12 protein-coding genes are annotated in these 13376 nt (G+C 37.2%); 5 read left to right on the top strand and 7 right to left on the bottom strand.

Annotated elements, in window-relative coordinates:
- The first annotated feature begins 218 nt into the window (after window positions 1-218).
- Window positions 219-1970: an ABC transporter ATP-binding protein gene (locus tag T479_RS12980; protein WP_025219854.1), complete on the top strand. Its 1752-nt coding sequence runs from the start codon at window positions 219-221 to the stop codon at window positions 1968-1970.
- Window positions 1971-2042: 72 nt separating this feature from the next.
- Here the strand turns inward: T479_RS12980 and T479_RS12975 are convergent, their stop codons facing one another.
- The 6 genes from T479_RS12975 to T479_RS12950 form a co-directional block, all read right to left on the bottom strand.
- On the bottom strand, window positions 2043-3203 hold the full coding sequence (locus T479_RS12975; protein ID WP_038509753.1) for a Ger(x)C family spore germination protein: 1161 nt from the start codon (window positions 3201-3203) through the stop codon (window positions 2043-2045).
- Window positions 3196-4653 (bottom strand): spore germination protein, encoded by a 1458-nt coding sequence (locus T479_RS12970; RefSeq protein WP_025219852.1) that lies wholly within the window; start codon window positions 4651-4653, stop codon window positions 3196-3198. Before T479_RS12970 ends, T479_RS12975 begins: the two co-directional genes overlap by 8 nt.
- A complete protein-coding gene (locus tag T479_RS12965) occupies window positions 4653-5777 on the bottom strand; it encodes an endospore germination permease (protein ID WP_025219851.1) in 1125 nt (374 codons plus the stop codon). Before T479_RS12965 ends, T479_RS12970 begins: the two co-directional genes overlap by 1 nt.
- A gap of 109 nt (window positions 5778-5886) precedes the next feature.
- The gene (locus tag T479_RS12960; RefSeq protein ID WP_025219850.1) at window positions 5887-6777 is read right to left on the bottom strand and encodes an anti-sigma-V factor RsiV; all 891 of its coding nucleotides are present in this window, start codon (window positions 6775-6777) and stop codon (window positions 5887-5889) included.
- Complete coding sequence (locus T479_RS12955) at window positions 6770-7288, bottom strand: RNA polymerase sigma factor SigV (protein ID WP_024361045.1); 519 nt, start codon at window positions 7286-7288, stop codon at window positions 6770-6772. The genes T479_RS12960 and T479_RS12955 overlap by 8 nt, the downstream gene beginning before the upstream one ends.
- A 120-nt stretch (window positions 7289-7408) precedes the next feature.
- Window positions 7409-8176: a TSUP family transporter gene (locus T479_RS12950; RefSeq protein ID WP_025219849.1), complete on the bottom strand. Its 768-nt coding sequence runs from the start codon at window positions 8174-8176 to the stop codon at window positions 7409-7411.
- 216 nt (window positions 8177-8392) lie between these two features.
- Between T479_RS12950 and T479_RS12945 the strand changes: the two genes are divergently transcribed.
- Window positions 8393-8818: a hypothetical protein gene (locus tag T479_RS12945; protein ID WP_025219848.1), complete on the top strand. Its 426-nt coding sequence runs from the start codon at window positions 8393-8395 to the stop codon at window positions 8816-8818.
- Window positions 8819-8893: 75 nt separating this feature from the next.
- On the top strand, window positions 8894-9892 hold the full coding sequence (locus tag T479_RS12940; RefSeq protein WP_024361042.1) for an LLM class flavin-dependent oxidoreductase: 999 nt from the start codon (window positions 8894-8896) through the stop codon (window positions 9890-9892).
- A 165-nt stretch (window positions 9893-10057) separates the two neighbouring features.
- Here the strand turns inward: T479_RS12940 and yfkAB are convergent, their stop codons facing one another.
- On the bottom strand, window positions 10058-11170 hold the full coding sequence (gene yfkAB, locus T479_RS12935) for a radical SAM/CxCxxxxC motif protein YfkAB (RefSeq protein ID WP_038509750.1): 1113 nt from the start codon (window positions 11168-11170) through the stop codon (window positions 10058-10060).
- Between the two features lie 395 nt (window positions 11171-11565).
- Between yfkAB and T479_RS12930 the strand changes: the two genes are divergently transcribed.
- On the top strand, window positions 11566-12258 hold the full coding sequence (locus T479_RS12930; RefSeq protein ID WP_025219846.1) for a YjjG family noncanonical pyrimidine nucleotidase: 693 nt from the start codon (window positions 11566-11568) through the stop codon (window positions 12256-12258).
- Window positions 12259-12413: 155 nt separating this feature from the next.
- Window positions 12414-13328, top strand: a complete 915-nt coding sequence (locus tag T479_RS12925) for an S-layer homology domain-containing protein (RefSeq protein ID WP_024361039.1) — start codon at window positions 12414-12416, stop codon at window positions 13326-13328.
- The last annotated feature ends 48 nt before the right edge of the window (window positions 13329-13376 follow it).

Genomic DNA, 13376 nt, shown 5'->3' with positions numbered 1-13376 from the left:
GAATGTGAAATCAGATGTATCGCTCACATCTGCTAGCTACTCCCCTTTGACAAAAATGTCAAAAGCTATTCAATTCTTCTTACTAAGGATTATAGCACGTTGTTCGCAAAAAGCAAATAAAAATGTAGTGCTATACTAAATTTTTTCCTAATTTTTCTCATGAGTGGTACTATATGGTGATAAGTGAAATTTTTTAACAACTTAGAGGGGAGACCTATATGTATAAAAAGTTTTTTTCATACTACAAACCACATAAACGATTATTTGCTATCGATTTTTCCAGTGCCATTGTCGTAGCAATACTAGAGCTAGCTTTTCCTTTAGCTGTACAATGGTTTATTGACAAGCTTCTTCCTACAGGAGATTGGGGCATGATTGTTAAAGTGAGTATTATGCTATTACTAGTATATGCTCTTAGTACAGTATTAAACTTTATCGTCAATTACCTAGGGCATAAACTTGGTATCAATATCGAAACTGATATGCGACAGGAGCTGTTTAATCATGTGCAGCGTCAATCATTCCGTTTTTTTGATAATACAAAAACCGGCCATATTATGAGTCGAATTACGAATGATTTATTTGATATAGGAGAGTTTGCTCACCATGGACCAGAGGATTTATTCATTGCCATCATGACATTTTTGGGCGCTTTCGTCATTATGTTTAATGTCAATCCAACACTTGCGCTAATAGCAGCCATTATGGTGCCATTTTTAATGTGGCTTGTTACGGTTAGTAACATCAAGATGAATAATGCATGGAAAACGTTGTACGGAAAAATTGCAGATGTCAACGGTCGCGTAGAGGATAGCGTGTCTGGTGTACGTGTTGTGAAATCATTTACAAATGAAGCATTTGAAATGGAGCGTTTTAAGGAACAAAATCGCTATTTCCGTTCAGCAAAATTATACGCGTATAAAATTATGGCAGGGGCGCATTCAAGCATCTATATGATGACTCGTTTGTTAACGTTAGTAGTCCTTGTTGTGGGCGCATGGTTAAGCTTTAATGGGAAATTATCGTATGGGGGACTTGTCAGCTTCGTTTTGTATACGAATGTTCTGATTAAACCTATTGATAAAATTAGTGCTTTGCTAGAGCTTTATCCAAAAGGTATGGCGGGTTTTAAACGTTTTCGTGAGTTGATAGAGCAGGAGCCTGAGGTTCAGGATCGAGACGGTGCACAACCAGTAACACATTTATATGGGGACATTTCATTTAAAAATGTTGATTTTAATTATGATGCGTCTAAAGCTGTTTTAAAAGATATTTCATTTGATGTACGGGCAGGACAAACCATTGCCTTCGTTGGACCATCGGGTGCCGGGAAAACGACCATATGTTCTTTAATTCCGAGATTTTATGATGTCCATCAGGGTGCCGTTACGATTGATGGTTTGGATGTGCGAGATATGACTCAAGCCTCTCTTCGTGCACAAATCGGGATTGTCCAACAGGATGTCTTTTTATTTACAGGAACAATTCGAGAAAACATTGCATATGGACGTTTAGGAGCAAGTGATGAAGAGGTTCAAGAAGCTGCTAAAAGAGCCCATCTCGAGTCCTTTATTGCTGAATTGCCAGATGGTTATGACACACAAATTGGTGAGCGTGGCTTAAAGTTATCAGGCGGGCAAAAGCAACGTATTGCTATTGCTCGTATGTTTTTGAAAAATCCACCGATTTTAATTTTAGACGAAGCAACCTCTGCATTAGATACCGAAACGGAAATGATTATCCAACAGTCGTTAGCAGAGCTTGCTGAAAATCGAACAACGCTTATTATTGCACACCGCCTTGCGACCATCCGCAACGCAGATCGTGTGCTTGTTGTTACACAAAACGGGATTGAAGAGGACGGCACGTATGAGGAATTAGTTGCACAAGATGGTACTTTTGCGAAACTTCATCATATTCAATTTCGCAAAGCCGATAGTGAAAGAGCCATTCAACCAATTGAATGTTAAGTAGAATATAAGATTCTAAAGTAAAAGGGCATCGAATGCGAAATGATTCGATGCCTTTGTTTGATTTGACAACTATTTTCTAATTGTTTCGGTATAAGATCCTCTGCCAGGGTTTATTTTGTAAACATTTACTTTAATATTGCGTATAGAATCTTCAGTTAACTCTATTTTTCCGTTTTTTTCTAATTTTTTCCACAGTTTAACATCTTTGCGGTAAAGTCGTTCAGATAAACGGTAAATATCTGTGTCTAACGCTATAGCTTCCTTAAACGTTTCTCTTACCTCTTTTTCCACTTGTTTTTCGATCTCTTTCTGAATTTCTTTAGTGGTGATTTTTTTGGTAATACCAAGAACGCTGGTTGCCTCCAATTTGATTTCAATATCAAATTGTACATTTTCGTTTTTTACGATAGGTGTAATATGAACTTTTATATGTTCCAAAGCAACGGTTACATAGGAATTTTCATCGTCACCAATTTGCCCTGTGATTTCACTGCGCATTGTTTCATTGGTCATCCATTTGACACCGTTAGCTTTATTTTGTGTGAGAGACCCTTTATAGCCTTCATTCGATAACAGGGCAACACCCTTTATTTCTATAGATTCAGCCTGTCCTTTCGACGTTTCCCATTCTTTATCAATTGAGACGAGAGGTAAATACACTTCATGACTAGGCTCATTTAGACCGATGACCAATTTTCGAACATTAATCGGTGTAACAAAAGATTCTTGCCTAAATGAATTTAATGGATCGCCGAGTTTCGATAATGTAAGTGCTTTATTATTAATTGGTGTCACGACTAGTAATTTATCGAGTGGCTCTTTCGTGCCATATACCCATATTTGGTATCTCATTTCGCGATAACGCGTTAAAAAATCGAGTACTTGGTTGACTTTGTTGCTTTTCATGACTTCTTCTGACAGTATAATGTAGGTAATATGACCCCAAAACGCTTTTTGATCAATCGAATGATATAAATCAAAAAAAGAATCTTCTATTGTTTTACCTTTGGCATGTCCAATTTCAGCTTGTTGAGCTTGCGGATTATTAGGCTGTTCTGATTTGGCTATATTGGCAAAGTCAATAATTTGCATATAGGTTTCATAATGACCATCTTTAAAATCGATACCAAGTGCATGAATATAGTACATCCTTTGTGGTTCAGTGACATCCCAACAACCTGAGAGCAGTGTCGTCAGTACTACCAATATACAGAGTATTTTTTTATTCATTTTTATCCTCACTCGTACGTGTTTGATCTTGTGGAGCAATATAATTAGGGCGTTTAGAGTAACCTTTTGGGGATAAGCGGAAAAGTGTTTTCTTAATGGTTTGCCAGTCTAAATCACCGCCAACTTGCATATAAGAATAACCGAATATTCTTATATTACATAAGTAAAGAAGGGTTACGTATAGGGATATAAAGAAGCCAAATAACCCAAAGAAGCCGCTTAACAAAATAAAACCAACACGGAAAATACTAATGGTCGTAACGAGAGATTGGTTAACAAGTGTAAAGGAAGCAATGGTAGAGACAGCAATAATAACGATCATTTCTGGGCTTGTCACACCGGCACGTATGGCTGCATCACCAATAATTAGACCACCAACAACACTTATTGTTCCGCCAATAACTGATGGTAAACGTAGACCCGCTTCTCGAAAGAGCTCAAACATCAGTAGCATTATTAGCATTTCCAATGAAGAGGGAAGAGGTAAACCTGTTCGACCTTGCACAACCGTTGCTAAAAACAGTAAAGGTAATTGATTTTGATGATAAGTCGTTAAGGCAAGCCAAAAAGCAGGTAAGAGCAACCCGATAAAAATACCTGATATACGTAGTAAACGTTCCAGTGAACTAAAAACAATCGGGTATTCATTATCCTCGCCTGATTTTAATAGTAAAAATAAATTAACCGGTGTGATAACCGCATACGCTACACCATCTACAAAAATAAGAAAACGTCCGCGAATCAATGCTTGAATCGCGAAATCTGGACGTCCTGTATAATCCGTTTTCGGGAAAAATCGCGTATTTTTGTTGACACGTTCCATTAGCAAATCACCGCTAAAGACAATATCTGTATCAACAGATTGTAGCTGTACTTTTATACTATTTAAAATGTCCATGTTGGCGATGTCACCAAAATAAAGTATGGCAACCGTTGTTTTTGAACGTTTTCCCAATTCCATTTTTTCAACACATAAGGAATTTGTCGGCAGTCGTTTTCTTAATAACGCAATATTGACGGAAATATCTTCAATAAAGTTATCTCGAGGCCCTTTAACAAGTACTTCCATCCGTGTTTCTTCCGGATTACGATTGGGCTTTTTGGCAATATTACTTGCGTAAAGTAGTTCATCGGATTCAAAATAAAGAAGTAAGTGGCCAGTATATACGAGTGATATGGCATCTGATTCTTCTGTTACTTGTTTTAAGTTAGGGATGTGTAACTGTGTATTGACGGTATCTTGCAGTGATGTGTCTGTTAAATGATCAAAAAGAGACTGAACACGCCTTACAATCACGTCATGGAGTAGTTGCTGATCAATCATCGCCTCACAAATGACGAATTGTACTCGATGCTGCTTAAATACATACTCTTGAAAATAAACGTCAGCAGATTTTTCAAATAACTGCTTTAAGCGTGTTAAATCTAAGGACTTTTCTGTTGAAGGCATCAGGTGTCACCACTTTCCGTGTCTTGGTAATCGGCTTTAGACTTGTTCGCTTTTTTTCCTGACATGAAAGCTACAATCATTAAAAAAATGGATAGTAAGAAAAAGAAAATAAACGTAGCTGTTAATATATAATTTCCTTTGAGTTCTAGAAATATGTGCTCATTTAATAATATTAGTGGCAGGCATATGAAAAAGAACGGAAGTGCTATCATTTTCAATATGCGTTGATGGTCTCCCACCATGCCCAGTAAGTCCGTTACAACGTATAAAATAAATCCAACACGAATAAACGTTCCCGTAAGCCATTGATAAATAGAAAGAAAGTCTAAATGTTCTACATAACGTCCTATCGTTACTAATCCCCATTCTTCGTAAGCAGGATACCGTTGTTTAGCAGCTTCAGCGGGTCCAAATTCTGTAATGGCACCAATAAGAGGTCCCAATGTTAACCCTGCTAGAATCAGTAGCATGATGGCAAAGTGATGCCAACGAAGACGATCTTTAATTTGATGTTGGATGAGTAAAAATATTATTAATTCTGAAAAGCCGGAAGCAGGGTAGATGAGCCCCGATAAAATTGGTTGGAAACCATGCTCTAAAAAAGGACGTAGTAACTCATGGTCCTTCACTTGTAAATTGGTAAACGCGACAAAAAAGCCAAATACGACGACCGCTAATAAAACGAATACATTGACAATAACAATTGTTTGTAAACTAGTCATGACAAGCAAAATACAAAGCGTGACATAAATCGCAAGCAAAATTAACTTAGGTGTTTTAGGTAAAAAGGTTGTATTGATCCACTGTAACGTTTCAATCATTGTAAAAGCTGCAATCACAATAAGAAAAATCACAATTGTATAGATGACGATATTTGAGCCGACTTTTCCTATTTTTTGTTTTAACCAATCTTTTAAAGGTTCTTGTTTTGATTTTCTATGAATATACACTAAAAGAAAGAGCCAAGGAAACATGATTAGTGATGTGAAAATAACGGATAACCAGCTATCTCTTTCTGCAACCTCTAATAATGGAGGCATAATGGTTACGTGATTTTTTAAGCCAATAACGGTCATTGCTAGGAAGACAACATGTAAAATACTAATCGATCCGACATTTTTCATATAAAAACCCTCTAACCTGTTTTGATACATATTAGCATTGACAAAAAGTTGAAGGATTATAAGTTATAAAAGGGCACTATCTCATGAAACTTGAGATAGTGCCAGCTATTTAGTGAATATATTGATTACTTACCAGACTGTTTTGCAGTACGTCCGTTGGAATTTCAAATTCTACTACGCCCATATAACCAGGTGCTACTTCATATTTATCGAATGAAATGATAAGCTTTCCTTTATCTGAAATATAGAATTGTTGTTCAGCGTCAATAGCGTTAAAATCATCCATTAAATCCTCATCAGATAAGCCTGCACCTTTGACCCAATAGATTTTTTCTTCGTTCGATGCAGCAATTTGTGCACGCATTTGTTCTTTAATATTGTCACTAATGACACGAATATAGCTGTCATCTTTAAATAACATTGGTAGCGTGATTAAAATTTCATTTTGTTTATCAATCGTATCATAATGCATAACTGTTGAAGAGGAACCAACTGTATTGACGATATAACGTCCTATCGATAAAATTTGATCGTTATCTGTTTTAATGTCATAGCCGCTATCTACGCCATAGTGACCACCGCCATTCGCCTTTATATCTCCAACATCTGCAATAAATTCATCGTAAAGCGCTTTACCTTCTGCACGATACTTTTCATTTAATGTATTGGCAAGCTTTTGATTTTCTAAATTTTCAATAGAAGGAACTTTAATATTCGCTTCATATGTGTCATCTGCCACTTCGTATTCAGTCCAAGTAAGTACTTTTACAACACTTCCGACAACAGGTATTTCCGAAAGCGTACGTGCCATTGCAGGGCTAACGTTTAGGCTAGCGGTAAACAGCATAGCTGCTGCTGCTGTTCCGAGTAACCAGTGTGGCGTTCGATTTTTTTTCTTCTTTTTACTTTGCTTTAATGCATTTTCCACAACAAAGTCAAGCTCTTTTGGAATTGGTACTTCTTCATATTGTTTTTTTAAATCTTTTAATTTTTTATCCATGTGCGGTTTCTCCCTTCCCATCTTGGAGTTGTATTTTTAACAGTTTTAATGCTTTATATAGGCGTGATTTTGCTGTGCTCAGCTTGATGTCTAATATACTGGCAACATCAGCTAGCTTTAAATCCTCAAAGTAATGCAAAATCACTACTTCACGGTACATCTGGGGTAATTCTTCTAACGCATGCTCTAAGTCGATGTCTTCGTAAATATCTTCTTGAGCAGGTGTTAAATATTGTAGTGTGTCGTCGTCTGTTACTTGTAAGCGATTGTGTTTGCGCAAAAAATCTATTGCTGTTCTTACAACGATTTTGTAAAACCAGCTTTTCATATAATCCACATGCTCTAATCGATCGAGAGAAAGCATCGCTTTTTGAATGCTGTCTTGTACTATATCGAGTGCATCCTGCTCATTTTTCGTATAGCTATAGGCTAGCAAATAAAATCGTTCTTTCTGTTCGCGAATTAACTGGACAAACACCTCTTCATGTTGAAATGCATTTCTTGTTTTCATGTCCAAAGAAGCTCCTTTTTAACATTTTCAAATTGTATACAACTACTAGACGTGTGAAAGTGGAGAAAAAGTTGATAGAAAGAAAAAAAAACTTACCTCCTGTGAGAGGTAAGAAGGAATTTATGAAAAATAGTCGTATGTATTTTTCAGTAGTAATAAAATTGTGACGACAATAAATAGCTTACGTACATAACTGCTCCCACGTTTAATAGCAAATTTTGAACCAACGATCGCACCTGCAATTTGCGCAAGCCCCATAGCGAAGCCGTAAGTATAATGGATTTGCCCTAAGTAGATAAACATTAAAAGTGCTGCAATGTTACTGCCAAAATTCAAAAATTTAGCATTGCCCGCTGATTTTAAAAAGTCAAAGCCTACTATTAGAAAAGCAAATAATAAGAATGAGCCTGTACCTGGTCCTAAAAAACCATCATAGAATCCAATTAAAGTAATAATAAGGATGAAAGCAGCATATCGTTTAGGTGTTAGCTTATTATATGTAGAAATGCTCCCCCAGTCTTTTTTTAATATTGTATAAACGGCTACAACGGCTAGCATAATTAACATTAACGGTTTTAAAACACTTGGATCGATTAAATGGACAATCCATGCCCCAACCATGGAGCCAATAAAAACAAATGGAAATAACTTGTAGACAGATTGGATGTCTAATTTTCCAGAGCGGTAAAACGTAATGGTACTTGTCAGAGAGCCCATTGTACCAGCAAGTTTATTGGTTGCGACAGCGGCAGAGGGTGGTAATCCTACGAATAAGAGGGCAGGCAATGAAATAAGCCCGCCTCCACCAACTACTGAGTCAATGAATGCGGCCAAAAAGCCAAAAATAATAAGAATCAATAAAATATTCAAATCTAAATCAAAAGGCACCAACGTCATCTCTTTTCTATAATAATAATCTGATATTAGCGAAACAAAGAGTGACTGTAAATAGTTTGAAATAAATTTCAGTACCGCATTTAGTTTGGTTCAATTGTGATGGAAATATAAAAAATCTAGAAAATACAAAAATTTTCTACTTTATGCAACTATTTTAATGTATTATGAAGAAAATGATGTTTTTGCGTAAAGGGGACGTGATGACATTTGTCTTTAGGAAATCATTTTCGGGTTTTTGTTTGTGTTGTATTTATGGGGGTGCTTGTAGGTTATGTGTTCAATGCGAAAAAGGATGTTACCGATAATGTGTACATCGATTCAGTAAAAGAGGGCTATTTAGTTGACTTTACCGATGTGAAAGTCCGTGATGCTTTTAATTATGCTTTTACAGAACCCTATTGGCGCTATTATGAGGCGAAAACGGGTCAACATGTTGTTGAACTTTCAGGGGACATTGTGTTTTTAGAGGAAAAGGGACATGCTATTTTGCAATTTGTTGTGAATGAGGAAGCGAACGAATTTAAGCTTTTCGCAATGAAATTTAACGATAAAGTCCTTGATTCCCAACAAAAAGGAACGCTTATTGGCATGGTGTATGAAACATGGGAAATGAAACAACTCGCTTATCAGTAAGTGCTTTTACTTTGTAAAATAGAATTACTATATTACAGTAGTAAAGAGAGCATACAGACAGAGAGGGTGTTTTCATTGAAGTTAAGTATTTTAGATCAAATTCCTGTACCAAAAGGTCATAGTGCTGAACAGGCATTTTTGCGGACAGAACAATTAGCGCTTTTAGGTGAAGAACTAGGCTTCAATCGTATGTGGTTAGCAGAACATCATAATAGCGCATCACTGGCAAGCTCAGCGCCTGAAATAACAGCGGCATATTTAGCTGCGAAAACAAAACGTTTACGTATTGGCACTGGTGGCGTTATGATGATGCATTATTCGCCGTACAAGTTGGCAGAAGTTTTTAAAACATTAAGTGCACTTGCACCAAATCGCATTGACTTTGGTGTTGGCCGTGCACCTGGTGGAGACCATGCATCGATTTATGCACTTGCCGAGGGACGCAGACAGCATTTTGATGAACAATATGATAAACTCGATACTATTTTAAAACTGATGAATAACCAAAAGACTGGCGAATCAGTCTATGATCAAGTCGTTGCATCACCTACTATTAGTCAATTACCAGAAGCGTGGTTGCTTGGCTCAAGCGGTCAAAGTGCCATGCAAGCAGGGCAACGTGGTGTAGGTTATTCGTATGCCCAGTTCTTTACTGGCAATATGTCTAAAGATATTTTTGATACGTATAAATCGTACTTTACACCTTCTTATTATATGGAAAAACCGCAAATTATCGTTACTTATGCGACAACGGTTGCCGATACTTTAGAGGAGGCAGAATACTTAGCGAAACCGATTGATATTACGCGGCTTCAATTGATGAAGGGACAAATTATCCAAGCGATGTCGCCTGAAGAGGCGCAGGACTATCCATTGACCGAGATGGATAAAATGATGATTGAAAATAATCGTAAAGCCAACATTGTTGGCACACCGAAGGATGTTGCGGCATTTTTAGTTGCTGAGCAGGAGCAATATGGCTTTGATGAAGTAATGTTAAACTGCAATCAATATGCGCAGGAAAGTCGCTTAAATTGTTATAAACTGCTGGCAAAAGAATTGATTTCACACTAATGTTTTTATTACAATGTAACGGTAATTGCAGAAAATAGGTTGTAACAAGGAGCTCTTTGCAAAAAAGCGTAACACGCCAGTACAGAACAAGAAATCAACGCAATATAAAGAATATTTATAGTAAAATGTCCAATGCATTCAAGCGCATTGGACATTTTTGTTTGTTTAAAGTTTTGCTGAGCCACTCGTAAAGGTAGTGTGCTGATAGTACATATTTTTTACTAAGACGTTCGGACCTAAGCATTTTACAGCGGGACAGTGGCAGTTTAATGATTTGGCTAAATCTGTCGCCATCCATTTATCGAAAATTGCAGGTAGTTTATCGTGAGCAATATTGCCAAGCGCTGATGCATCGCCAAAGTCTGTAACGATTACATCGCCTGTAAAAATATTAATGTTTAGTCGAGAACGACCATCTGGATCATTACGCACTGTCACGTTTTTCGTCTCGCGTAAACGTTTTAATAGTTTTTGATCTTCCTCATCGGTACTACATGGATAAAACGGTAGCGTACCAAATAACATCCAAGTCTTTTCATCACGCACATCAAGTAAATGATGAATAGCAGCGCGAGTTTCCGCTAGAGACAGTGAACTTAGTGAGCTGGCAAAGTCTGATGGATACATCGGATGTACTTCGTGACGAGCACAGTGCATTTCGTTGATAATTTGATTGTGAATATGCTCTAGGTAAGGCAATGTTTTTTTGTTGAGCATTGTTTCAGCAGAGACCATAACGCCGTGTTCGGCAAGCATTTTGGAGTTATCAATCATGCGTTGGAACAAAGCCGCACGCTGTTCATAAGTTGGTTTTCGCTCCATCATAGCAAAACCTGTTTCAACGAATTCATCCACCGTACCCCAGTTATGTGAAATATGTAAAACATCTAAATAAGGGGCAATGAGTAAATAACGTTCTGGCTCAATGGTTAAGTTCGAGTTAATTTGTGTACGAACCCCACGTGCGTGTGCGTATTTTAATAGGGGAAGTACATAATTTTGCACGGATTTCTTCGACATCATCGGTTCGCCACCAGTAATGCTAAGCGTTTTTAAGTGTGGAATTTCATCCAGGCGCTTTGTAATCAACTCCATTGGCAAGGCTTGCGGATCTTTATTTTGCAATGTATAGCCGACTGCACAGTGTGCACAACGCATATTGCAAAGAGTTGTTGTTGTAAATTCAATATTTGATAGGGTCATGTGCCCATGTTGTTCGACATCTAAATACGCTTCCCATGGATCAAAGTGGGGTGTAATTGTTTGTAAGGTCGTCATAATTCGTACATCTTCCTTTCTAGCATTCTATTGTCTCATATTCACTACTATTTTCAAATATGAAATTATTGAAAGAGCTTTTTTTCGTGTAAATGATGTATTTTAATCTTTCTGTAGGAAATAATGTTCATATAAGAAAACGCTAAAGAATTCTATGAGGTTATATGTAATACGTTGAACTTATTGGCTAAATATTAACGCGCGGTGAGGAAATGGATTGACAGTATACAAACCATGTTTTAAGTGAAGTACAGGAAGCGGTAAAAAAGGCTGTTTGCTTTAAATACACCGATGCAAAGAAAAGACTGAGTGTATAGTTTACTATTTTTCCAAAAAAACGTTATGATAAAGAAAGCAAGGCGGTAAGACCGTAACAAAGAAAGTAGGAAATCGTTTTGAATAAGTATGAGATACTATTATTTGATGTAGATGATACATTATTAGATTTTGATTTGGCTGAAAATGCAGCACTAGACCGTTTGTTTGAACAAGAAAATATTGCTACTACACCAGAGATGATTGCCCGCTATAAAGAAATTAATGAGTCCTTGTGGCGTGCCTTTGAACGAGGCGAAGTAACAAAAAATACATTACATAATACTCGCTTCTCCATTGCGTTAAAGGAATTTGGTATAGAGGTAGACGGAGAATATTTTGAAGCAGGTTTCCAAAAGTACTTGCAGGAAGCGCATCATTATGTTGATGGCGCCTATGAGCTTATTGCAAAGCTTGCGGGTAGTTATGATTTATATGTCGTTTCGAATGGTAAGACGAAGACGCAAAATAAACGATTAGCAGATGCAGATTTAGCAAAGTACTTTAAAGGGATTTTTATTTCAGAGCAAACAGGCTATCAGAAACCGATGCCAGCTTTTTTCAATTATGTTTTTGAGCGTATCGAGGGATTAGATAAAGACAAGACCATGATTGTTGGCGATTCGCTAACATCGGATGTTAAAGGTGGTTTGCTAGCAGGAATTGATACGTGTTGGTTTAACATTCGTAATATTAACAATGCAACGGATATTCAACCTCATTATGAAATTAAAAAATTGCACGAGTTGCATTTGTTATTAAATCAAGAATAAAATGAAGGAACTTCGCTCAACTATTTACAGTTATAATAGTGAGCGAAGTTTTTATTACTTAAAAATGACGATTGGTAGGAGTATGTGCTAAAAATACTATATTTTTACACATTTAAATCTATTATGATAGTAATAGAAAAAAGAGGAGGACCAGTATGAAAGGAATTTTTCAAAAAACAATGTTAATAACACTGTTGGGGGCGTCTATAGCTTGCCCGATGCAAGCATCTGCCTATGACGAACCGACGAATTACGTACATATGAAAACGGAAAATATGACAGTATATTCCGCTTATGGTGCGACCATTTCTGCAACTGAAAAAAATGGCGTTTATAGCATCAAGGCGAATATTGTCAATAATCGTCAACCGCTTGAGGTTGTCATTTTTAAAAATGGTCAAACTGGCGTGCTACAGCAAGTGTTTAAAAAAGGAATTACAGAGCCTGTTGCCTATCGAGATGAAGGGGACCGTGTTGTTGCAACCATTCATAATAATGCAGAGCTGAAATTTGTGCACCCTGAACAAATCTATTTTCGAGATCTAACAAGAGCAACAGGTAGTAGCTATATCCAAACTTTGGCGGAGCGCGGTATTATTCGAGGGCGCACACCTGATTATTTTGGTGTAAACGATGCTTTAACACGTGCACAGTTTAGTGCCTTGCTCGTTCGTGCATTTAGCTTCCAGCAGATGCCAACAAAACAGTTTACAGATATAGACCAAAAAAAATCGTGGTACGTTGGTCATGTAGGTGCCTTGCATTCGTTAGGTATTATAAATGGCAAATCGCCAACTATTTTTGATCCGAATGGCAAAATTACACGCCAACAGGCAATTTTAATGCTCGGACGTACATTGGATGCTGTTGATTTTGTGCATGAAGATGAACCGACATTACCTTATGAAGATAGTCGTGCATTCCAAGGAGAGCTACTGCGTCACACGCAAACACTCTATGCGATTGGAGCGCTAGACGATAGTGCAACACTGCGTCCAAACGACTATATAACTCGAAGTCAATTTGCGAAAATGCTAGCAGTAACTTTACAAGTTGCAGGTAGATTATAATTGTCAGAATTGTTTGCGTGCCTGTCACGGCCTTCACACCTTTTCCTC

The sequence above is a fragment of the Lysinibacillus sphaericus genome, assembly GCF_000600105.1.
In the GTDB taxonomy this organism is placed as follows: Bacteria; Bacillota; Bacilli; order Bacillales_A; family Planococcaceae; genus Lysinibacillus; species Lysinibacillus sphaericus.
Note: the sequence above shows the minus strand (reverse complement) of the source record. Positions and strands in the feature narration are given on the sequence as shown.